Source organism: Alicyclobacillus acidocaldarius subsp. acidocaldarius DSM 446 (genome assembly GCF_000024285.1).
GTDB lineage: Bacteria > Bacillota > Bacilli > Alicyclobacillales > Alicyclobacillaceae > Alicyclobacillus > Alicyclobacillus acidocaldarius.
The window spans coordinates 2,840,968-2,863,331 of sequence record NC_013205.1; the positions used below are offsets into that span (position 1 = coordinate 2,840,968).

23 protein-coding genes are annotated in these 22,364 nt (G+C 65.0%); 5 read left to right on the forward strand and 18 right to left on the reverse strand.

Annotated elements, in window-relative coordinates; all coding sequences use genetic code 11:
* Positions 1-261: 261 nt before the first annotated feature.
* The 9 genes from rho to pxpB all read right to left on the reverse strand — a co-directional run bounded on the left by rho (position 262) and on the right by pxpB (position 9,037).
* Positions 262-1,566: a transcription termination factor Rho gene (rho, locus tag AACI_RS13800; RefSeq protein WP_012811989.1), complete on the reverse strand. Its 1,305-nt coding sequence runs from the start codon at positions 1,564-1,566 to the stop codon at positions 262-264.
* Positions 1,567-1,947: 381 nt separating this feature from the next.
* Positions 1,948-2,595 (reverse strand): fructose-6-phosphate aldolase, encoded by a 648-nt coding sequence (gene fsa, locus AACI_RS13805; RefSeq protein ID WP_012811990.1) that lies wholly within the window; start codon positions 2,593-2,595, stop codon positions 1,948-1,950.
* A 164-nt stretch (positions 2,596-2,759) separates the two neighbouring features.
* The gene (locus AACI_RS13810; protein WP_012811991.1) at positions 2,760-3,137 is read right to left on the reverse strand and encodes a response regulator; all 378 of its coding nucleotides are present in this window, start codon (positions 3,135-3,137) and stop codon (positions 2,760-2,762) included.
* An 86-nt stretch (positions 3,138-3,223) separates the two neighbouring features.
* Positions 3,224-4,840 (reverse strand): CTP synthase, encoded by a 1,617-nt coding sequence (locus AACI_RS13815; protein WP_012811992.1) that lies wholly within the window; start codon positions 4,838-4,840, stop codon positions 3,224-3,226.
* Between the two features lie 90 nt (positions 4,841-4,930).
* Positions 4,931-5,422 carry a DNA-directed RNA polymerase subunit delta gene (rpoE, locus tag AACI_RS13820; protein WP_245530630.1) on the reverse strand — a complete coding sequence of 164 codons (492 nt, stop codon included), beginning with the start codon at positions 5,420-5,422 and terminating at the stop codon, positions 4,931-4,933.
* Positions 5,423-5,724: 302 nt separating this feature from the next.
* Positions 5,725-6,510, reverse strand: coding sequence for an enoyl-CoA hydratase/isomerase family protein (locus AACI_RS13825; protein WP_245530631.1), 786 nt, complete (start codon positions 6,508-6,510; stop codon positions 5,725-5,727).
* A gap of 37 nt (positions 6,511-6,547) precedes the next feature.
* Positions 6,548-7,303, reverse strand: a complete 756-nt coding sequence (locus AACI_RS13830) for a LamB/YcsF family protein (protein ID WP_012811995.1) — start codon at positions 7,301-7,303, stop codon at positions 6,548-6,550.
* A gap of 2 nt (positions 7,304-7,305) precedes the next feature.
* Positions 7,306-8,343 carry a 5-oxoprolinase subunit C family protein gene (locus AACI_RS13835; RefSeq protein ID WP_012811996.1) on the reverse strand — a complete coding sequence of 346 codons (1,038 nt, stop codon included), beginning with the start codon at positions 8,341-8,343 and terminating at the stop codon, positions 7,306-7,308.
* Complete coding sequence (gene pxpB / locus AACI_RS13840) at positions 8,318-9,037, reverse strand: 5-oxoprolinase subunit PxpB (RefSeq protein ID WP_012811997.1); 720 nt, start codon at positions 9,035-9,037, stop codon at positions 8,318-8,320. Before pxpB ends, AACI_RS13835 begins: the two co-directional genes overlap by 26 nt.
* Positions 9,038-9,121: 84 nt before the next feature.
* Between pxpB and AACI_RS13845 the strand changes: the two genes are divergently transcribed.
* Positions 9,122-9,955, forward strand: a complete 834-nt coding sequence (locus AACI_RS13845; RefSeq protein ID WP_012811998.1) for a glycosyltransferase family 2 protein — start codon at positions 9,122-9,124, stop codon at positions 9,953-9,955.
* Here AACI_RS13845 and AACI_RS13850 read toward each other — a convergent pair.
* From AACI_RS13850 to AACI_RS13870, 5 genes are all read right to left on the reverse strand, one after another.
* Positions 9,934-10,392: a DUF1934 domain-containing protein gene (locus AACI_RS13850; RefSeq protein ID WP_012811999.1), complete on the reverse strand. Its 459-nt coding sequence runs from the start codon at positions 10,390-10,392 to the stop codon at positions 9,934-9,936. The genes AACI_RS13845 and AACI_RS13850 overlap by 22 nt on opposite strands.
* Entirely contained in the window at positions 10,389-11,276 is an 888-nt protein-coding gene (gene speB, locus AACI_RS13855) for an agmatinase (RefSeq protein WP_012812000.1), read from the reverse strand. The genes AACI_RS13850 and speB overlap by 4 nt, the downstream gene beginning before the upstream one ends.
* Complete coding sequence (gene speE / locus AACI_RS13860) at positions 11,273-12,112, reverse strand: polyamine aminopropyltransferase (RefSeq protein ID WP_012812001.1); 840 nt, start codon at positions 12,110-12,112, stop codon at positions 11,273-11,275. The genes speB and speE overlap by 4 nt, the downstream gene beginning before the upstream one ends.
* Before the next feature lie 386 nt (positions 12,113-12,498).
* Complete coding sequence (locus tag AACI_RS13865) at positions 12,499-14,256, reverse strand: acyl-CoA dehydrogenase family protein (RefSeq protein WP_012812002.1); 1,758 nt, start codon at positions 14,254-14,256, stop codon at positions 12,499-12,501.
* A 43-nt stretch (positions 14,257-14,299) separates the two neighbouring features.
* Positions 14,300-15,283, reverse strand: a complete 984-nt coding sequence (locus AACI_RS13870; RefSeq protein ID WP_012812003.1) for an NADPH:quinone oxidoreductase family protein — start codon at positions 15,281-15,283, stop codon at positions 14,300-14,302.
* A 198-nt stretch (positions 15,284-15,481) separates the two neighbouring features.
* Between AACI_RS13870 and AACI_RS13875 the strand changes: the two genes are divergently transcribed.
* Positions 15,482-17,515: a transglycosylase domain-containing protein gene (locus AACI_RS13875; RefSeq protein ID WP_012812004.1), complete on the forward strand. Its 2,034-nt coding sequence runs from the start codon at positions 15,482-15,484 to the stop codon at positions 17,513-17,515.
* 132 nt (positions 17,516-17,647) lie between these two features.
* Positions 17,648-18,838: a pyridoxal phosphate-dependent aminotransferase gene (locus tag AACI_RS13880; protein WP_012812005.1), complete on the forward strand. Its 1,191-nt coding sequence runs from the start codon at positions 17,648-17,650 to the stop codon at positions 18,836-18,838.
* A gap of 59 nt (positions 18,839-18,897) precedes the next feature.
* Here the strand turns inward: AACI_RS13880 and AACI_RS13885 are convergent, their stop codons facing one another.
* Complete coding sequence (locus AACI_RS13885) at positions 18,898-19,140, reverse strand: hypothetical protein (RefSeq protein ID WP_012812006.1); 243 nt, start codon at positions 19,138-19,140, stop codon at positions 18,898-18,900.
* Positions 19,141-19,281: 141 nt separating this feature from the next.
* Between AACI_RS13885 and AACI_RS13890 the strand changes: the two genes are divergently transcribed.
* Complete coding sequence (locus tag AACI_RS13890; protein ID WP_012812007.1) at positions 19,282-20,028, forward strand: hypothetical protein; 747 nt, start codon at positions 19,282-19,284, stop codon at positions 20,026-20,028.
* 139 nt (positions 20,029-20,167) lie between these two features.
* Entirely contained in the window at positions 20,168-20,446 is a 279-nt protein-coding gene (locus AACI_RS13895) for a hypothetical protein (protein ID WP_041707643.1), read from the forward strand.
* Positions 20,447-20,513: 67 nt separating this feature from the next.
* Here the strand turns inward: AACI_RS13895 and AACI_RS13900 are convergent, their stop codons facing one another.
* The 3 genes from AACI_RS13900 to moaA all read right to left on the reverse strand — a co-directional run bounded on the left by AACI_RS13900 (position 20,514) and on the right by moaA (position 22,361).
* Entirely contained in the window at positions 20,514-20,954 is a 441-nt protein-coding gene (locus tag AACI_RS13900) for a hypothetical protein (protein ID WP_012812009.1), read from the reverse strand.
* A gap of 110 nt (positions 20,955-21,064) precedes the next feature.
* Positions 21,065-21,271 (reverse strand): hypothetical protein, encoded by a 207-nt coding sequence (locus AACI_RS13905; RefSeq protein ID WP_012812010.1) that lies wholly within the window; start codon positions 21,269-21,271, stop codon positions 21,065-21,067.
* A 64-nt stretch (positions 21,272-21,335) separates the two neighbouring features.
* Positions 21,336-22,361 (reverse strand): GTP 3',8-cyclase MoaA, encoded by a 1,026-nt coding sequence (gene moaA / locus AACI_RS13910; RefSeq protein WP_012812011.1) that lies wholly within the window; start codon positions 22,359-22,361, stop codon positions 21,336-21,338.
* Positions 22,362-22,364 lie beyond the last annotated feature (3 nt).

Here is a 22,364-nt window from a genome sequence, read left to right on the forward strand (position 1 = left end):
AGCACCGCGTTCGCCAGCACGGTTCCACACTCGCACAGCGCTTCCATTCAGGCCACGGCGTCCATACAGTCCACGCCCAATCAGCCGAGCTTTGTCTTTCTTCCCCCTTGGCCGGACGAATGGGAGTAAGGTCCGCGGACGGCGAGGCAGCGTCACGCGGCTTGAGGCAGTTGCATCGCTGCGGCCGCAGAACCTTGCGCGGCGAAACCCCCCCCTCCCCCGTCGCGGTCGGAGGGGTGTTTTTCTTTTTCGCTTGCGCGCTCAGGTTTCGCTCGTGACAGGCTGCGCGGCTGGCTTCTCCGCACTCGCAACAGGCTTCCGCTCGACCCGGTTGAGACTCAGGCTGTCGAGGAACTCCTTGTTGGTCTTATAATGGCGGAACTTGCGCAGGAACATCTCGGTGAAGTCCTGATTGTCGCCCATGGATTTGCGAATCGCCCACACCTTTTCGAGCTCTTCCTTGGGCATGAGCGCTTCCTCTCGGCGCGTCCCGGAACGGCGGATGTCAATCGAGGGGAACACGCGCTTCTCGGCGAGCCTGCGGTCGAGATGCAGTTCCATGTTGCCCGTGCCCTTGAACTCCTCGTAGATCACGTCGTCCATGCGCGAACCCGTGTCGATGAGCGCCGTGGCGAGGATGGTCAGGCTTCCGCCCTCTTCGACGTTGCGCGCCGCTCCGAAGAACCGCTTCGGGCGGTGAAATGCAGCCGGATCGATACCACCCGAGAGTGTGCGCCCGGACGGGGGAACGACGAGGTTGTAGGCGCGCGTGAGCCGCGTCAGGCTGTCCAGGAGGATGACCACGTCCTGCTTGTGCTCAACGAGGCGCAGCGCCCGTTCCAGCACCAGCTCGGATACCTTGATGTGATTCTCGGGCACCTCGTCAAACGTGGACGCAATCACCTCTCCCTTGACCGAGCGCTGCATGTCGGTCACCTCTTCGGGGCGCTCGTCGATGAGCAGGACAAACAGGTGCACATCGGGATAATTTGTGGCAATGCTGTGGGCAATCTCCTTCAAGAGCACCGTCTTGCCCGCTTTCGGAGGCGCCACAATCATGCCGCGCTGCCCGAAGCCGATGGGCGCGAACAGGTCGATGAGGCGCGTGGCCAAGTTTTCAGGTGTGGTCTCGAGCACGATGCGTTTGGAAGGAAAGAGCGGAGTGAGCGCTGCGAAATGAAGCCGTTCGGCAGCTACCTCGGGACTGTAACCGTTGACCGCCTCCACGTGCAAAAGGCCGAAGTACCGCTCGTTCTCCTTGGGCGGTCGGACTTTTCCGCTGACGAGATCGCCCGTACGGAGATCGAAGCGCCGAATCTGGGATGCCGCGACGTAGATGTCCTCCTGACTCGGCAGATACCCCACGGGCCGGAGAAATCCGTACCCTTCCGGCATGATTTCGAGCACGCCTTCGGCGAACATCAGGCCGTCCCGCTCGGCCTGGGCTTTGAGAATGGCAAAAATCAGCTCTTTCTTTTTCATCGATCCGTAGTGCGGGATCTGAAATTCTCGGGCATATTTGTATAGCTCTGTTAATTTCTTTTCTTCAAGTTCTCGAATGTCCAAGCATCGTCCCTCACATTCGTGTCCCGGCGGCACACGCCGCGCCCGGGTAAATTCAGACGGCCTGAGGCGGGCTGCGTCATTCTATGCGCCTTGCGTCGTCGCGGCTTGTTCTCACACCACTCGGGGACCCAGATCACAGCTTAAAAAGAGGCGATTCAGCACGGTACGTGCCATCCAGGTGAAGCCCATTGGAGTCTTCAATGCGAGGAGAAGCGCTGCGCGCGAGGAGCGCGGAGAAGCGAATCCAACGGCTCAACCGGACGTTGTTGCGGCTATCCGTAGTATAAACACGCCCTTGAGATTCTACAAGGGCGAGTGTTGTCGAATGAGCGCCATCCGGATGGAACGGGCCAGGGCCGGCAATCCAGCCCTGGCCTCCGCTCACTTCTGGCTCATCTTATTCCAATCGGCCAAGAACCGCTCGATGCCGCGATCCGTCAGCGGATGCTTGATCATCTGATCCAGCACGCTGAACGGACACGTCGCGATGTGCGCCCCCGCCTTCGCCGCGGCGGTCACGTGCATCGGATGCCGGATGCTGGCCGCGATGATTTCCGTTTCGATGCCATGGATGTCGAAGATCTGAGCGATATCCGCAATCAGTTCGACGCCGTCCATGCTGATGTCATCCAACCGACCGATGAAGGGGCTGACGAACGACGCGCCGGCGCGAGCGGCGAGCAGCGCCTGGTTCGCGCTGAAAATCAGCGTCACGTTCGTTCGAATCCCGCGCTTCGCGAGCTGATGAACCGCCTTGAGGCCCTCCGCGGTCATCGGGATCTTGATGACGATGTTAGGGTGAATTTCCGAAAGAGGCAGCGCCTCCTTCACCATGCCCTCGGCGTCCAGGCTCACCACCTCGGCGCTGATGGGCCCATCGACGATCTCGACAATTTCCTTCAGCACCTGAACGAAGTCACGTCCCTCTTTGGCCACGAGGCTCGGGTTGGTCGTGACACCGCTCAGAATGCCCATATCCGCTGCCCGGCGGATTTCGTCGACGTTCGCCGTATCGATGAACAGCTTCATGTTCCTCATCCTCTCCTGTCCCCAAAATCTCCGGTCCTCTGGTCGCCACTCATTCTCTCTCTGCTCGGCTCACCTGAGGGCTCGCGCGGGCGACCCGCGTACCACCTCTATGATACCATGCTTTCGGCGCGCAAACTCACTGTTCGGCTCGGCACGCAAATCCCTCACTCGGCCTGTGCACGCGCCTCGAGGTGCTCACGCACTGTCCGCCGCAGCTCATCGATGTCAAAGGGCTTGGTGAAATGGGCCACCGCGCCCATCTCCATCGCCTCGTGAATCAGATCCAGTTCGCCGTACGCGGTCATCATGATGACCTTCGCGTCAACGCCCAGTTTGCGGAGATTGCGCAGGATTTCCAACCCATCCATTCCCGGTATCTTCATGTCCAAAAGGACGAGATCGGGCTGCTCACGTTCGACGATGCTGAGGGCGCTCGGCCCGTTCGAAGCCTGAAACACCTCATAGCCTTCCCGCTGCAGGACTTCGTGCAGCAACACGCGGATCCCGAATTGATCGTCGACCACGAGCACCTTGTATGCCATGCCCCCACCTCTTCGCTAGCTCAACTCGTCTCGAGGATCTTCGCCGGACAGGATCGAAATTCCTGTCTCTTTGCCTAGGCGGGGGATCAGGAATGAGCGCGATGGCGCCCGTAGTCAAGGCTCGCCGCCACGAAGTCGCGGAAGAGCGCGTGCGCGCGGTTCGGCCTCGACTTGAACTCGGGGTGAAACTGCACGCCGACAAACCAGCGGTGCTCGGGAATCTCGACAATCTCGACGAGACGGCCGTCGGGTGAGGTGCCCGTGATGGCCAGCCCGTGCGATTCCAGTTGCCCCCGGAAGTCGTTGTTGAACTCGTAGCGATGGCGGTGCCGCTCGGAGATGAGGTCCGAACCGTACGCCTGATGCGCGCGCGATCCCGGCTTCAGTCGGCAGGGATACGCGCCCAAGCGCATCGTGCCGCCTTTGTCCTCGATCTCCTTCTGCTCCGGCAGCAAATCGATCACGGGATAGGGCGTGCGCGGATCGATCTCGCTCGTATGCGCGCCGGCCAGCCCGGCGACGTGCCGCGCGTACTCGATGACCGCGATCTGCATGCCGAGGCAGATGCCGAAGTACGGGATGTTCCGCTCGCGGGCATAGCGGCACGCGACGATCTTGCCGTCGATGCCGCGATCGCCAAATCCCCCCGGGACCAGGATGCCGTCGACGCCCTCAAGCAGCTTGTCCACGTTCTCGTCGGTGACGTCCTCCGAATTCACCCAGCGGATATGCACGCGGGCGTCGTTCTCGAATCCCCCATGCTGGAGCGCGGCCACGACGCTCGCGTACGCGTCCGGCAGGGCCACGTACTTGCCGACCACCGCGATCTCGACGTCTCGGTGCAGGCGCTTGATCCGCTCCACCATCGCCTCCCACTCGCGCATGTCCGCGGGTGGGGCCGAGATGCCGAAATGCCGGAGGACAATCTCGTCCAGCCCTTCGTCCCGCAGCCGAAGCGGCACCTCGTACAGCACCTCGGCGTCGCTCGCCTCAATCACGCTGTCCTCGTCCGTGTCGCAGAAGAGCGCGATCTTCCGCTTCACCTCCTGCGAGAGGGGAACTTCCGTGCGGCACACGATGATGTTCGGGCTGATGCCGATGCTGCGCAGCGTCGCCACGCTGTGCTGCGTCGGCTTCGTCTTCACCTCGCTCGTCATTCGCAAGTACGGGATGAGCGTGACGTGAATGTACAGCACGTTGTTGCGCCCGACCTCGTTTTTCATCTCGCGGATGGCTTCGAGAAACGGCTGGCTCTCGATGTCGCCGACCGTGCCGCCGATCTCCGTGATGACGATGTCCGTGTCCGGCTTCGCGGCCTGCATCACCCGCTCCTTGATCTCGTTCGTCACGTGCGGGATGACCTGAACCGTCGCGCCGAGATAGTCCCCGCGCCGTTCCTTCTGAATGACCGACCAATAAATCCGCCCGCTGGTGACGTTGTTGTCCTGGCTGAGATCGTTGTCGATGAAGCGCTCGTAGTGGCCGAGATCGAGGTCCGTCTCCGCGCCGTCTTCGGTGACGAACACTTCCCCATGCTGATAAGGGCTCATGGTCCCCGGATCGACGTTGATGTAGGGATCAAACTTCTGGATGGTGACGTTGAGCCCGCGGTTCTTCAAGAGGCGGCCCAAACTCGCGGCGGTGATGCCCTTGCCAAGTCCGGACACCACGCCGCCCGTCACGAAGATGTACTTCGCCGTCATGACTCTGTCCTCCCTGCCAAGCACGCGACCTAAGCACACAAAAACCGCGTTCCGGAAGGTCCAGAACGCGTCCGAAAGGCGCGGAAGACTTCAGTCCTCCTCGTCTTCCTCGACTTCCTCCTCTTCGTCGAACAGCGGCGCATCGTCGTATTCGTCTTCTGGCAGGATCTCGTCCTCGTCTTCCACGACCTCGACGTCGTCGAATTCGGGCTCCTCGTCGACCGCCTCGACCTCGTCGTAGTCGAGCTCGTCGTCCTCGAGGACGTCCTCCTCCTCGTACTCCTCTTCGTCGTCCTCCTCATCGCCAAACGCGTCGCCCGTCTTGCGGATGAACTTCTTGCCGCCCGACAAGCGCTCGGCGTTGCGATCCGTCGGATACCAACGATTCAACCCCCACACATTGTGACCAATACAGACGAACCGGCCATCGACGTTGATCTCTGTGAATACCCGCGCGATGACGTCCGCCACCTGCTCGTCGGTCATGTGGCGGAGCTCCTGGATTTCCTTCATGATATCGCGGAAGTACATGGGCTCTTTCCGGGCTTTCAAGATCTCGTACACGAGCTCCACGAGAGGCATTTCCTGTATCTCGTGTTCCGTTCGTGCCAATGAGATGGCCATCTTGGAATCTTCCCTTCCAGCTCGGGATAGGCCGGTGGCCAACTTCGACCCATGAACACAGCTCGAATGACCGGCTTACATGTTATCTAAGTTTAGCACATGACGCAAAGACTCCAAACCGACATTTTTGCGGCAGCCAAACGGTAAAATGCGAAGGGCGCCAGCCGCGCATGTGCGCAACCAGCGCCGACCGACATGCTCAACCGAGTTCGCTCGTCGAGTTGATGAGCCCGTTCGCCAAACCGACCGACACGCACGGTTCAGTCCTCGTGAAACCTCGCCTGGCGCTTCTCCTTGAAGGCCGCCATGCCCTCGTGCGCGTCCCCAGAAGCAAAGCACAGGCCGAACTGCGCCGCCTCATACGCCTGCGCGCGAGCTGGATCCTGCCCAAACCCGTGGTGGGCCGACCGCTTGATGGCCGCCATCGCGGCGCTCGACTGGCTCGCGAGTTTTCGCGCGAGATCCATGCCCCTCGCCTCGAGCTCGTCAGGCGCCACCACCTCGTTCACGAGCCCGTACTCCAGGGCCTTCTCGACCGGGATCCGCTCCCCCAGAAGCATCATCGAGAGCGCGCGCGCGAACCCGATGGCGCGCGGGAGCCGGTACGTCCCGCCGAAACTCGGGTTGACCCCCAGCGTCACCTCGGGCAGCCCGACGACGGCGCCTGCGGCCGCAATCCGAAAATCGCACGCGAGCGCGAGTTCAAGCCCCCCGCCAAACGCCCCGCCGTGAATCAGCGCAATCACCGGAATGGGCAGCTGTTCGATGGCCTGGAACACGCGCTGCCCAAGGCGCGCCATGCTCTCGGCCTCCACGGCGCTCATGTGCTGCATCTGGCCGATGTCCGCGCCCGCGCAGAACACCCGGCCCTCGCCGCGGATGACGAGAACGCGGACGTCCTTGAGATCCAACATCGCAAGATGCGCACCGATTTCCGACAGCACTTCTCGAGAAAGCGCGTTCAAAGCCTGCGGACGATTGAGCGTCAAAACCGCCACATGATCCTCCACGCGGTACGTGGTGAACGTCTCTGTCAAATTCCTCACTCCATTCGTCTAAGCTGCGACGCGCGCCCAAACGGCATCAGGCCGGCCGAATTTGCACGCCCGCATGGGGCAGCCGTTCGTGTAGTGCCTTGGCGAGCTCTACGGCGTGCGGACCGTCGCCGTGAAGGCAGACCGTGTCCGCCGCCACCTCGACCCACTCGCCTGTCCGCGAGCGAACACGCCCTTCGCGCACCATGGTCAGCACCTGCTCGCAGGCCTCGTCGAGATCGCGGATGATCGCGTCCGGGTGCCGTCTCGGCGTGAGCTGGCCGTCCGCCTCGTACCGCCTGTCCGCGAAGACTTCGCAACAGGCGCAAAGCCCGATGGCCTCCGCCTGCGCCGCGAGCTCGCTGCGGTAGGGCGCGTACACTTTGAGCGACGGATCGAACTCGGCGACGGCCCGGCAGATGGCGCGCGCGGCGGCGCGATCGACCGCGGCGCGGTTGTAGAGGGCGCCGTGCGGCTTCACGTGGTGAAGGCGGACGCCCTGCGACCGGGCGAACGCGGCGAGCGCGCCCAGTTGATACAACACAAACGCGTAAATCTCGTCCTCGTCAAGCGCCATGTCCCGCCGGCCAAACCCCTGAAGATCCGGGTAGCCCGGATGCGCGCCGACGGCCACGCCCCGCGCTTTGGCCAGGGCGACCGATCGCGCCATCACGACGGGATCGCCCGCATGCATGCCGCACGCGAGATTCGCGGACGTCACATAGGCCAGGATCTCGCCGTCGTTCGCCAGGCGGTAAGCGCCGAAGTCCTCGCCGAGATCCGCGTTGAGATCCACACAAGCCACGCTCAATCCCCTCCTTCGCTGCCCCACGCTTGCCGCGCTCGCTCCGCGACGAACCGGAGCCACACGCGGGCAAGTCGGTCATGCACGCGCCGCAGCCTGAAGGCTTCCTCGAAACTCACTTCCACAAAGCGCACCGAACTTCCTGGTCGGAGATGCGCCAATTTGTCGAGATCGGCGGAGATGACCGTCGCAAGCTTGGGATAACCGCCCGTGGTCTGGCACTCGCGCATGAGCACAATGGGCAGGCCGTCCTGCGGCACCTGGACGCTGCCGGGCACGACCGGCTCGCTCGCGAGCTGCCGGGACGGCGCGCGCAGGGGCTCGCCGCGAAGCCTGAGGCCCATGCGATCCGACCGCGGCGCCACCTGCCACGTGCGGTCGAAGAAGGCGCGCCGCGAGCCTTTTTCGAACCAATCCGCCTGCTCGCCCCGCACCACGCGCAGGATGACGATCTCGTCCTCGATCTGATCCAGCCACCCGCCGACCTGGAACGGCGCGACGGCCGCGCGAGGAGAGATGGCGCGGAAACCCGCCGGCGGCGCGGCGGGTCCAGGCTGATAGGTCATCTCGTCTCCCGCGGCCAGGAGCTTGCCGATGCCGTAGCGGGGCAGCGCGCTCCGGCTGTCGAGCACTTGCTCCACGAGAAACCCGCCGCGGATGGCCAAATAGCCGCGAAATCCGCGCCGGGCATTCCGAATCTCAAGCACCGCGCCGCCTCCGAGCCAGACCGGGCGCTGCACGGGCAGTGGCTCGCCATCCACATACGCCAGGAAGTCCGCGCCACAGAGCGCAACGGCGGCGGGCGCCTCAAACGCGAGCTTCGGCCCCGCGCCCGTCACCTCGAGCGCCGCGCAATCTTCGGCGTTTCCCACCAGCCGATTGGCCGAGCGGAACGCCAACACGTCGAGCGCGCCCCCGAGCGGCACGCCCAGGTGGCGGTGATGCGGGCGCCCTCCATCCTGCACGGTCGTAAAGAGCCCCGGCGCCAACACGCGCACGCGCGCGATACCTGGCTCATGTGTACGCGCCAAAGCGGCCATGGTATTCCTCCTCCGTCACCGCTTCAAACCGCACCTCGTCGCCCGGCGAAAGAAGGCTCGGCGAAGGGCGGTGCACGTCAAACAGCGCGACCGGCGTGCGGCCGATGATCTGCCACCCCCCAGGTGTCGCGAACGAATACACCCCGGTCTGAAAGCCCGCGATCCCAACCGAGCCCCGTTCGACCCGGCTTCGCGGGGTCTCGCGGCGCGGCACGCGGAGCGGTTCCGGCAAGCCGATGAGATAGGCGAACCCCGGCGAAAATCCGATCATCGCCACGCGGTAGACCGCCTCCTGATGAAGGCGGATCACGTCCTGCGGCGAAAGTCCGGCGCGTTCGGCCACCGCATCCAGGTCCGGGCCGAAGGAACCGCCGTAGACCACCGGCAGCGTGACGACTGCCTCCGGCCTCGTCGCAGGCACCGGCGAGCCCTGTGACCCCTGAATCGCGCGGCGGGCGCGCGCCAGCACATCGTCCGGGGACACGTCTTCGAAGCGCGCGTAGACCGCGACGGATCGATAGCCAATGGTGATGTCTTCAATTCCATCTACGCCTTCGAGCTCTCGCAAAAGCGCCGCTCGCAAAGACAGAAGCCTGTCGAGCGCCTCACCCGTCTCGATGGGGACTTCCTCCGGGAGGCGCAGGAGAAGCGCCTGAACGCCCATGAACTCCAGTCGCACCTTGTCTTCGATCACGGCCGATTCCCACGCCTTCCGCGATGATTTACACTCATTGTATCGAATCTTCGCGTCATGTTCCGCGCAAAGGAGGGGTTCGCCATGTGCACCGGGGGAGAGCCGCGCGTGACGGTGGTGCTCGCCGTGTACAACCGGGCGCGCGATTTGCCGATGGCCATCGCAAGCGTGTTCGCACAGACCACGCCGGCATGGAATCTCGTCGTCGTGGATGACGGATCGACGGACGGATCGGGCGAGATCGCGCGGCGCTACCTGTGGGACCCTCGCGTGCGCGTGTTGTCGCTCGGGGAAAACGAGGGCCTTGGCAACGCGCTGCAGGCGACGCTGCCGCACGTGCGAACGCCGTACTTCGTCACCTTGGACAGCGACGACTGGTTCGCGCCAACGGCCCTCGCCGAACTGACCGCCGCCATGGACGAGGGACCCGCCGACGCGGTCGTCGCCTCCGCCAACGCCCAGCACTGGCGAGAAGACAGCGGCCGCCTGATGCGCGATCACGTCCTGCGCGGGCGTGCGTTTTCGGACAAGTTCGACGTTTTTCGCTACGGACCGTATCTCGTGCCGCGCTTTTACCGCACGGAGGCCGTCCTGCGCGTCGGAGGTTTTGAGCGCGATCCGCACGGCCAGGGCCGCTACTACGAGGACAAACTCATCCTCCTCAAGCTCGCCGCCATCGGCCGATTCCTGCACGTGGATCGCGTGCTGTACCACGTCCGCCTGCACGCGGCGAATCTCACGCGGCCCGAGGAGCGGGCGCGCCTCAACGCCATCAAGAAGGCGATGTACGAGCGGATGATGCGCGAGTGGGGAGATCCCTACGAGATTGTGTGGAAGACGCACCCGGAGGGGTGGCTCGATGTGGCCGATCTCGTCCCGCGCGAGTCCGCCGGCGCTCAGGATCGGCGGACCCACTGAAAGACGAGATCGACCGACTGCTCTACGTCGTCCGCGTAGATCAGGTCGAAGATCACGTGCGCGCGGCCTCCCGCCTCGCCCACAGACACCTGGACAGATCGCGTCTCGGCGCGGACCGGCAGCTCCTTCCCGTAGGCGCGAAGGACGAGATCCTGCGACTTGCCCGCGGCGAAGACCTGTGTGAGCGAGACTTCGCCGCGGCGCACCATGAGGACGCGATCGCGCTCCATCCGCACGGCGTACATCGCCTCGCCGTCCTGGAACGAGAGCAGGTGGCCGCCCTTGGTCTGGAGCCAGCGCGCGTCCTTCGCCTCGCCGCGGGTGGTTTGATACCGCGCCCGCCCGCCTTCGCGCACCCGCGCGCGCCGGCGCCAGGTAACGTGGCAGCCCCAGGACACGCCCTCCTGCGGTTCCAGCCAAGCACTCACGGCCTTCACCGCACAAACGCGAGCAGGGCCTCGCGCACGATTTTCGCGGCGAGGATCTGCGTCTGCTCCGTCGGATCGATCTGAGGTGCGACCTCGACGAGATCGAAGCCGACGACGCGCAGGGCCTTCATATAGGTGATGGCGCGAAACGCCTCTGGCGCGAAGATGCCGCCGTGCTCCGCCGTGCCCGTGCCCGGGGCCGTGGCCGGATCGAACACGTCGATGTCCCAGGTGATGTACACCGGCTTCCCGTGCAGCTCCGGCAGCACGGCGAGGAGCGGCTCGGCGAGCTCGAACGGCGCGAAGTGGGTGTGCTCGCGCGCCCAGCGGAATTCCTCGCGCGTGCCGCTGCGGATGCCGAACTGGTACACGCGATCCGGCCCGATGAGATCACACACCTTCTTGATCACGGTGGCGTGCGAGAGCGGTTCGCCCTCGTAGTGATCGCGCAGATCGGTGTGCGCGTCGATGTGGATGACGTGCAGATCCGGGTAGCGCTCCGCCGCCGCGCGGATGGATCCCCACGAGACCAGGTGTTCGCCGCCGAGGCCTATCGGCAGCTTGTCCGCGGCGTAAAGCGCCGACACGTACTGATAGATGCGATCCAGGCTCTCCTCCGGATTGCCGAACGGAAGCGGAATGTCCCCCGCGTCAAAGTAGGCGATCTCGCTGAGGTCGCGATCGAGATACGGGCTGTACTCCTCAAGCCCGAGGCTCACCTCGCGGATGCGCGCGGGACCTAAGCGCGCCCCGGCCCGGAACGACACGGTCCAGTCCATGGGCATGCCGTAGATGACCGCCTTGGCGGCGCCGAAATCCTCCGTGGCGCCGATGAACACATTGCCGCTGTAGGCGAGCGGAAAAGGCTTTTCGACATCGAACGAGAACGTCATTCGCCGACGAGCTCCTTCACAAAATTCGGAAGGACGAGCGAGGCGTGGTGAATCTCGCGGTTGTAATACTTGGTGTCGTGCACCCGGACCTCGCGGACGTCCTGCGGGCGATACTTCTTGCTGCCGAGCGTGAAGCTCCACATGCCCGTCGGATACGTGGGCACATACGCGAGGTACAGCTTCGTGATGGGGAACGTCGCCCGCACGTCGCCGTACACCTGGCGGATGAGGTCCTGGTTGATGAACGGCGACTCGGTCTGGGCTGCCATGAGGCCGTCTTCCTTCAGCGCTCGGAACACGGACTCGTAGAACGGGCGCTGGAAGAGCCCGACCGCCGGCCCCACCGGATCCGTCGAGTCGATGAGGATGACGTCGAACTCGTTCGGGTGCTCCTCGACGTACCGGATACCGTCCACAATCTGCACGTCCACGCGCGGATCGGAGAGGCCCGAGGCGATGTGCGGAAAGTACTTCTTGGACGCCTCCACGACGCGCCCGTCGATCTCGGCGAGCACCGCGCGCTCGACGGACGGGTGCTTGATGACCTCGCGGATGATGCCGCCGTCGCCGCCGCCCACAACGAGAACGCTCTTCGGATTCGGGTGCGTGTGCAGCGGCACGTGCGCCAGCATCTCGTGGTACACAAACTCGTCCTTGTCCGTCGTCATGATGCAGCCGTCAAGCACGAGCAGATTGCCGTACTGGACCGTCTTGTACACGTCGAGCTGCTGGTACTCGGTCTTCTCGCTGTGAATGGTCTTCTCTATCCGCAAGCCAATCGTCAGGTTGTCGTTCTGAAGCTCCGTAAACCACAGATTGGTCTGTGCCACGCTCATCCATCCTTTCTCGGGCGGTATTATATCAAACTCGCCAAAAAGGCCCGAGGACAAGCGTACAGAATTCAACGCGGAGGATCCAGTTGGAGTGATGGGTCACGCGCGCAAGCCGTGAGTGCTGTGGATTGAGTGAAATTGAATCGTCTCACATCTCTCGTTGGGCAACTGCCGTGATGGCCGTGACGCTTGCCATCATCTCCGCTGAGGGAACCATCGGGGCCCTCATGCTATCCAGACCCCATCATCCGTAGCACTCGTCCGCCCGTTCCGCAAGGATGCCTCGAGGACCACCGCTGGTTCAGCAAAGCGCCCTTCTTTTCCCCCCTTTACACGAACGAGGCAGCCCTTCTCCAGAGCTGCCTCGACTGCCTAAACACAGCGCCGATTCAATCGATGGGATACCCGCCTTGTTCCACCACTGCGCGCGCCAACTTGCGCCGCCTTGCGATCCCGTCGGGATCGCGCAGGCCCGCGAGGTTGCGGATGGCGTCGAGTGCCCGCTCCCGCACACCCGCGTGATCGCCAATCGCGGCGAAGAGCGCGACCGCGGCCTGCACCGCCGCCTGGATCTCATCGTCCACCGCGACGCTGGCAAGCGCCGCATGCACCTCGGCCTGCGCCCCGGACGCCGCCTTTTCCGCGCGCGCCAGCGCGCTCTCCGCGGCGTAGAGCGAAATGGCGAGATCGGCCAGATGCATGGCCATCTCTTGCTCCGCGTCGAGCCGGCCGGCGAACCGATCCGCCACCAAGGCGCAGCCGGCGAGGTACAGCGCGCGCATCTGCTCGATGGCCGCGCGCTCGTGGGCCATCGGACCACCGCGCACCTCCACCCGCTTGCCCAGCGCGTCCACAGCCGCGGACAAGCGGGAGACCATCTCCGGTTGACGACTCACGCGGCGCAGGAAGTGGGTGGGGATGAGCAGACGATTGATCTCGTTCGTTCCCTCGAAGATGCGCTGAATGCGCGCGTCGCGGAGCATCCGCTCGACGTGATACTCGCGGATGTAGCCGTACCCGCCGTGGATCTGCACCGCCTCGTCCGCGGCCTTCCACAGCGTCTCGGATCCGTGCACCTTGCACACCGCGCACTCGATGGCGTGCTCGCGCAGCCGGGCTTCCTTCTCGCGCGTGGGCAGTTCGCCGTAGAGCGGCGCCAGCGCGCCTTCGAGCATCGCCGCCGTCCGGTAGACGAGCGACTCCGCCGCATAGATCCGCGCCGCCACGGAAGCCAGCTTCGCCTGCGTGGCGGGAAACTCGGCGATGGCCCGGCCGAATTGGCGCCGTTCCGCCGCATAGCGGGCCGCCACCGCCAGTGCCCGCTTCGCTCCGCCGACGTTGCCTGCGCCGAGGTTGAACCGGCCGAGATTCAGCACGCCAAGCGCCACCGCGTGCCCCCGGCCCACTTCGCCAATGACGTTTTCCACAGGCACCGGGCAGTCGTCGAAGATCACCTGGCGCGTCGACGATCCATGGATGCCCATCTTCTGCTCCTCGGGCCCGAGGGAAATGCCGGGAAAGGATCGCTCCACGAGGAACGCGGTGAAGTGTTCGCCATCGATCTTCGCGTACACGACGAACGTGTCCGCGAATCCCGCGTTCGTGATGAACTGCTTCGTTCCCGAAATGAGGTAGTGCGTGCCGTCTTCGCTGAGCCGCGCCACCGTCTTCGCCGCGAGCGCGTCCGATCCGGCCGTCGGCTCGGTCAGGCAGTAGGCGCCGAGATATTCTCCGCTCGCCATCTTCGGCAGGACGCGGTGCTTAACGGCCTCGCTCGCGAAGTACGTGATGGGCAGCGTCGCGATGCAGGTGTGGTTGGAATGCGCGACGCCGTACGCCCCCGTCATTCCCACCATCTCGCCCACGATGCCCTTGGAAATCTTGTCGAGCCCCAGGCCCCCGTACGCCTCCGGCACGCTGTGCGCGAGAAGGCCGAGATCGCCCGCCCGCTTCAGAAGCTGGACCACGCGGTGGAAGTCCTCGGCCTCGATGGCATCCTGCTGGGGCCAGACCTCCCGCTCCACGAAGTCGCGCGCGGTCTTCCGAATCATGCGGTGTTCCTCGGTGAACTCCTCCGGCGTGTAGACGTCCGCCGGATCGGCCGATTGCACCAAAAATTCCCCACCTGGCACCTGAACCTGCTCCATGCTCCTATCTCCCTTCTCGCTCCGGCCATGCGTCCGCATCGCGTCACGACACGGATACGATGACCTTCCCAACCGTCTTCCGCCCGCCGAGCGCATCCATCGCGGGAATCACGTCTTCGAACGGGTACACATGCCGCACCAGCGGGCGGATGCGCCCCGCCTCATACAATCGGATGAGCTCCTCGTGCATCTCGCGAACCGCGTCTGGGTACAACCGATGGAAGAGTCCCCAGTGCACGCCCACGAGGCTGTAGTTCTTGACAAGCGCGTGGTTCATGGGCGCCTGTGGGATGCGCCCGCTCGCGAATCCGATGACGAGCAGCCGCCCCTCGAACGCGATGCACCTGCGCGACGCGTCGAACACGTCTCCGCCCACCGGATCGAAGATGACGTCCGCGCCGCGGCCCGATGTGAACGCTTTCACCGCTTCCACAAAATCTCCGCTGCGGTAGTCGACCGCCTCGTCCGCGCCAAGCTGGCGGCACGTCTCCACCTTTTCCGGTCCGCCCGCCGTCGCAATGACGCGTGCGCCCGCCGCTTTGCCGAGTTGAATCGCCGCCGATCCGACCCCGCCCGCGCCCGCATGCACCAGCAAGACCTCGCCGGGTTGGAGCCGCGCCAGGCGATGGAGCGCGTAATACGCGGTGTGGTAGGTGATGAACATCGCCGCGGCCTCCGCCGGAGGCGCCCCCTCGGGCACGCGGTGCACCTGCGCAAGCGGCACCACCACCTGCTCCGCCAGGCCGCCGTGCGGCAGCTGCGGCAGGGCAATGACGCGATCGCCCACCTGAAACGTCGATCCCGGCGCGACCTCTTCCACCACCCCGCACACCTCGACGCCAGGCGTGAAGGGAAGGGGCGGCTTCTCCTGATACTGCCCCTGGCAGACCAGCAGATCCAGGAAGTTCAGCGCCGCCGCCTCGACGCGAATCCGGGCGCTCCCCGGCTGCATCGCCGGAACGGGGGTATCTTCAAGGCGCAGCACGTCGCGATGGTGCCCCAATTCTCGCACGACCCAGGCCTTCACCGGCATCCTCCTTTCGAATATGAAACAAGAATTCACAATCGAAACAAACGGACTCCACGTCTCTCTTCTCAGTGTACGTGACCTCGCTCCCTGTGGCAAGCATCGGCCTCGCATGGGCGCAAGCCTTGGCATATTTTTCTTATCACTGCACACACTACCGATGTGCCCATCTTCATTCGTGTCCGGAGGTCCCGCGCCATGCCGAAACCTTTCCTTTCCGACGCCGATTCGCCGCTTCCGCGCCGCACCCGGCGTTCCTTCGCCCGAGTCGCTGCCATGGCCTTTGGTGCCGCGTTCGGCGCCGGATTCGTCGGTACCTCGCTCGTGCTCGTGGGCCTCAAACTCCTCCCTCTTCCGTCGACCGCTAAGACCGCGCCGACCGAACTGACCAGCGCGGACGGCCGCCCCATCGCGCTCTGGTCGCCCGCCGGACAGGCGCGGGCTGCCCTGCCTCTCGGTGCCTTCCCGCGCTGGCTGGTCGAGGCCACACTCGCGACCGAAGACGCCAATTTCTACCGCGATCACGCCATCAGCGTGCGCTCCACGCTCCGCGCGGTGGCGGTCAACGTACGCCATGGCGAGATCGTCCAGGGCGGATCCACCATCACGCAGCAGCTCGCGAAAAACCTGTACCTCACCCAGGATCGCACGTTCGGCCGCAAGCTGCGGGAGGCCATGCTCGCCCTGCAGCTCGAGTTGCACGAGCCGAAGGACTGGATTCTGGACCGATACCTCAACGTCGTCTACTACGGGCACGGCGCGTACGGCGCCCCCGCGGCAAGTCAGCTCTACTTCGGCAAACCGGTTCAGTCGCTCGATCTCGCCGAAAGCGCCTTGCTCGCCGGTTTGCCCAAGGGCCCGGCGCTGTACTCGCCGCTCGATCACCTGGAGCGCGCCAAGGCCCGCCAGAGAGTGGTGCTCGAGCGCATGGTGCAGACGGGTTACATCACACAGGCCGAGGCGGACGCCGCGTACGCCGAGCCCCTGCACATTGCGCGCCACCAACCCCCGACGCTTCAGGCGCCGTACTTCAGCGAGATGGCGTTCAACGAGGCGAAGCGCATGGCCCGGCTCACGGACGGCGATCTCGACGCGGGCTACGTCCGCATCCACACGACGCTCGACCCGCTGCTGCAAAAGGCGGCGGAGCGCGCCATTCAGTCGACGCTGCCGAAGGGAAGCCAGCTCGAAGCCGCGCTCGTGGCCCTGGATCCGCAAACCGGCGCCATCCGCGCGCTCGTCGGTGGGCGAGACTACCGCGAGAGCCCGTTCAACCGGGCGCTCGGCAAGCGGCAACCGGGATCGACGTTCAAGGCGTTCGTCTACGGGGCGGCGCTCACGCGCGGTTGGACGCCCGCGCGCGAGGTGGACTCCAAGCTCACGACGTTCATCTACGGCCCGTCCCCCAAGGACGAATACACCGTGCACGACTACGGAGACATCTACGCCGGCCGGCCGCTCACGCTGCGGGAAGCCATCGCGCGGTCGGACAACGTGTACGCCGTGCAGACGGAGCTCGCCATCGGAGCCCAAAACGTCATGGATTTCGCCAAGAAGCTCGGGATTCAAGAGGAGATGAAGCCGTATCCCTCTCTCGCCCTCGGCGTGTTTCCCGTCACTCCGGTGGAACTGGCTGCGGCCTACGCGGCCTTCGCCAACGGCGGCTACAGGGTCACGCCGCACGCGGTCGAGTCCGTCGACACGCCGTACGGGCGCACGGTCCATCCGCTCGAGAAGACGCGCGTCATCTCGCCTGAGCTCGCGTTTCAGATGACCGATCTCATGCAGAGCGTGCTCGCCCCCGGCGGAACGGGATATGGCGCTCGGCCGTACCTGCACGCCCCGGCCGCGGCGAAGACCGGCACGACCGATACAGACGCCTGGATGGTGGGTTACACGCCCCGGCTTGTGGTGGCGGTGTGGGTGGGTTACGACTCGGGCCGGCCGCTCACGGTGCAGGAGTCTCACCTCGCGGCGCCTATCTGGGGGAAGTTCATGGGGACGGCGCAGGCGCACCTGCCCGGGCCGTGGTACACGCCGCCGTCCGATCTCGAGGCCGTCCGGATCGACCCGCTGTCCGGCGCGCTCGCCACGCCCCAGTGCGGCGCCGCGGAGACGGACTACTTCCTGCCAGGAACCGCCCCCACGGCCACGTGCCCGCTTCATCGGCCTCCGGTCGTGCCCGAACCCGCGCCGAGCCGATGGTGGAACTGGCTGCGGCGGCTCTTCTAGGCTCGGCGCGGCCCGCGCCCTGCGCACTGCCGCACGCGCGCGGGCAAGGCTCGCTCCGGCGCGGAATCTTGCGACAAGTCGAGCCCGGCCTGTGGTACAATGGCGGAGAGTAATCCATGGGGGCGTGAACGAGTGGAAGAGCGTCTGTCGAGACGAGTCAGAACCATCCGGCCGTCGGCGACCATGAGCGTCGACAGCAAGACCAAGCAACTCATCGCCAAGGGCCAGCCGGTGATCAACATGAGCGTCGGCGAACCGGACTTTCACACGCCGGTTCCGGCCGCCTTCGCGGGCATCCGCGCCATCACCAACGGGCAGACCCGCTACACGGAGGCCGCGGGCATGCTGGCCCTCCGCAAGGCCATCGCGCATAAACTTCAGGCCGAAAACGGCCTTCATTACGCGCCGGAGCAAATCGTGGTCTCGAACGGCGCGAAGCACACGCTGTACAACATCTTCGTGACCATCCTCGACGAGGGGGACGAGGTCATTCTCCCTGCGCCATATTGGACCTCGTACCCCGAGCAGATCCGCGTCGCGGGCGGTAAGCCCGTCGTGATCGAGTGCGGGCCCGAGACGGGCTTCAAGCTCACGCCAGACCAACTCGCTGCGGCCATCACGCCGCGGACGAAGGCAGTCCTGCTGAACAGCCCGTGCAACCCCACCGGGTCCGTGTACCACGAGGAAGAGTTGAAGGCGCTCGGCGAAGTCCTCCGCCAGCACGACATCTACGTCGTTCTCGACGAGATTTACGAGCGCCTGGTCTACGGCGTGAAACACGTGAGTCTCGTGGCCGCCTGCCCCGATTTGTACGATCGCTCCCTCGTCGTGAACGGCTTTTCGAAGGCGTTCGCGATGACGGGGTGGCGCCTCGGCTACGTGGCCGCGCCGCTCGATCTCGCCAAGGCCATGGCGAGCTTCCAGAGCCACTCCACGGGCAGCCCGGCGACCATGTCGCAAATCGCGGGCGAAACGGCGCTTGCACACTTCGATCCAAGCGTGATCGACGTGTTCCGCCGCCGGCGCGATGCGCTCGTGGCGGGGCTGAACAGCCTCGAGGGCGTGCGCTGCCTCGTGCCCGAAGGCGCATTTTACGCGTTCCCCGACATCCGCGGCGTCCTCGGGCGCCGATACGAGGGCCAGGCCATCGAGACGAGCGCGGACTACTGCGAACTGTTGCTCGAGCACGCGCTCGTCGCGAGCGTCCCGGGCGAGGCGTTCGGCGCGCCGGGCTACGTCCGCTTCTCGTACGCCGTGCGCGACGAGGACGTCATCGAAGCCGTGAATCGCATGCGCGAATTCCACAGCAAGCTGACGAACTGACATTCGCAATTCGACGCAAGGGCCCCGAAGCCTCGGGGCCCTCAGTTTGTGTTGCGGCGTCACTGCGGTTCGCTCGAGGCACCCGGATGCGCGGGATGGATCTCTCCGTGCGCATCGAGGAGTTGGTGATCTTGCTGCACCTCGATAAGGCCCGCGTTGTGCAACGCCTGCAACACCTCAAACAGACTGTCGCGCTTCTCCTCCGGCAGCGATCGCACGAATTGATTGATATCCTGCGCCGGGGCCAGTTGCACGAAGTGCACCCCGCCGTACTTCGCGTACAAGTCGCGCCTGTACTTCATCCGCTCCCCTCCTCGCTGTGCCAACAAGCGTATTGTCCACCGAAGCCGCCGAGCCTATGCCACTTGGGCGCGTGCCCCGCACGGCCCTCAGGCGATTGTCATACGCTTTAGGAGCAGGCTGGGGAAGCGAGGTGGACTGTGATGAATGCCAAGCCCCAGAAGGCCGAGCGCATCCCCGGCGTCGCGCTCGCGAAGGCGCAGGCGGCGCGCCCCGCGAACGGGCGGGGAACAAGAAAAGCCGCCGCGCGATCCGGCGGGAGAAACGGCGCGCCCGCGCAGGCGAAGGCGGGCAGCAAGGCGCCTGCCCCATCGCAGCTCCTGACGCCCAAGAACATGCAGGACACGCTGAAGACGGTCGGCAATCTGCGGAACATGGTCAAAAACTGGCTGAACTATCTCCAGCAGGCCGACAAGATGCTGGATACCTTCTACGTCACGACCGGGGCTTTGAAGGAAAGCGGCGTACTCGACAAACTGCTCAAGTTCAAGGGCCGCAACCTGACGACCGAAGATTTCACCAACATTCTCGCGGCGCTCTTGTCATCGCCCTTGGCCGAGGGATTCCTCAAGGGATCGGGCGGCAACAGCACCGACAACGGGTCGGCGCAAGAAACAGGTGGATCGGCGCAAGGCGCGCAGTCCGCGCCGAGCGCACCGAACGCGGCCGCGACCATGCAGCAGCCGCCCCAAGCCCAACAGGCGCCCGGGCCCATGTACGCGCCGCCTGCCTACGCGCCCTACACCGCGCCCATGCAGCCGTACGCTGCGCCGCAGCCGATGTACGGAGCGCCGCCACCGTATCCGTACGCCTACGGGCCTCCGCCTTCACCCGTGCCGCCTCCGACAAGGCCCGCCACCGGGACGGACGGCGGTCGCGCGTCCAACTGAACCCTGCGTCAGAAGCCGCCTTGCCATCGGCCCGGCGGCTTCTTGTTCCTCTTCACGAAATTTGCGCATGTCCGAATCATCCCGTACGCATGCCTCTGCGGTACAATGAAGACAGGATGAACCTGTTCGGGGAGGCGCCATGGCCGTGCGCAACCGGTGGATCTCCTGGTTCACGAGGTACTTCAGTTTCGCCGTGAACATCGCCCTGACCGTGAACCTGCTCTTCTTCGTCGGCCCGGGCCCGCTTTGGATTCGCGTGCGCGATCACGCCTGGATGGTGGCCCTGTTGTGGCTCGTGAACCGCCGCTCCGTCTACCGCGCGTTTCCGCAGCTCGTCGGTATTCGAGACGAGCCGGCTTCGGACTCGCGCGCGCAGGCCGGCCATGAGCCGCCCCAATCAAACGACCCGCAGACGTAAAATCCCCCAAACGCGGCGAAAGGGCTGGTCCCTCGCCGCATCGGCGGGGATCAGCCCTCTTCTCGTTTCAGTCCTTCGTCTGCTTGGGGACGAACTTCTTAATTTCCTTCAGCGTCTTCTCGTCGACGGGCGGCCCATACTTTTTCACGATCTCGTCGACGTTCGTCGTCGGGCCGTTCTTCGTCGCGTCCGTGTACGCCTTCACAAACTGCTTGAACCGGCTCTCGGGCACGGGCAGGCCGAGCTTGTTCGCGAAGTTTTTCGCCAGCGACTCGACCTGGTTTGGATCCCGCCACGACTCCGGCGGAACGTTCTTGACGTCTTCGAGGATCTCAAAGATGGCCTTCCGCTTTCCGGCCAGGTTTTGCTTCAACACGTCGAGCGATCCCGCCGGCGGCTGCTGCGCTGCGACCGAAAGCGGTGGCTGATCCACCGGCGCCGCCGCCTGCTGCGGCCGCTTGGCCTTCGCCTGTGGCTTGCGCCCCTTCTTTCCGGATGAAGCCGCCATGGTTGCACCCTCCTCCTCGCATTGCCCCTACCGGAGCCTCTCCTCAGGGTATGCGAGCCGAAGAAAGGGTGTCTCGATTCACGCCGCCCAAAATGGCGCTGGCGGCGAGCCTACGACTGCCTCACCTCGGGGCTTCGCAGGCGAATGTCGATGGCGGCGGCGAGAATCGCCGCGAGCACCATCAGCGCGCCGCCGATGGCGCCCCACCACTCGCGGTGCGCCGCGCACACGAGAAGCGCAAACCCAGTGAACAGCATCAGGCTCAAGCCGACAAACGCCACCACAAACATGTGAAGGACCTTGCGTACCACCTTCACGAGCCTTCCCTCCGCGTGCTTGGTGACAGCATCATACCAAGGGATGGGGCGAAACGAAAACAGGTCAACCTCCGATGCGGGACATCTCCACTTTCGGCTTTCTCGCCGTCGCCTCGCTCCGCAGTTCCGAATATCGGTCCTGGCGCTTGCGCCACACGTCTGCCACAAACGCCGCGATCTCCTCCTCCGCCGCGCCGCGATCGAACAGCGGCCGAAGCGAAACGCCGCGCGCGCCAAACAAGCACGTGAAGAGCTCCCCTGCCGCCGTCACCCGGAGCCTCGTGCAAAATCGGCAAAACGGTCGGGAAACCGAGTGGATCACGCCGATTTCGCCCTGACCGTCCCGGTACCGATAGCGCGTCGCCACCTCGCCTTCGCGCCGCGGAGGCAGCGGCTCGAGCGGATACCGCGCCCCAATCCAGGCGAGGATCTCGTCCGCCGTCACCACGTCCTCCATGCGCCAGCCGTTGGTCGTCCCGACATCCATATATTCAATGAAGCGCACAATCACGCCTGTCCCTCGGAACCGCTCGGCGATGGCCACCACCTCGTCCTCGTTCCACCCGCGGCGGACCACCACGTTCACCTTCACCGGCGCAAGCCCCGCTTCCTCGGCGGCCTCGATGGCCGTGAGGACCCGATGGACCGGAAACCGGACGCCGTTCATCCGCGCCGCCACGTCCGGGCGCAGGGCGTCGAGGCTCACCGTGATCCGCGTCAGCCCCGCCTTCTTCAGCGCCATCGCCTTCTCGCGCGTGAGCAAACTGCCGTTCGTCGTCATGGCAATCTCGTGAAGCCCGGGCACGGCAGCCACCTTCTCGACGATCTCGACGACCTCCCGGCGCAGAAGCGGCTCGCCGCCCGTGAGCCGCACCTTCTCCAGCCCAAGCGGCACAAGCGCCCGCACCAGCTTCGCGATCTCGTCCGGCGACATGAGCGCATCGGGGCGCAGAAACGGATAATCCGGCCCGAACACGTCGCTCGGCATGCAGTACGGGCAGCGAAAGTTGCATCGATCCGTGAGCGACACGCGCAGGTCCCGAAGCGGCCGCCCGAGCCGATCCGTCAGCGCCTCTTCCCCCGTCGCCATGGT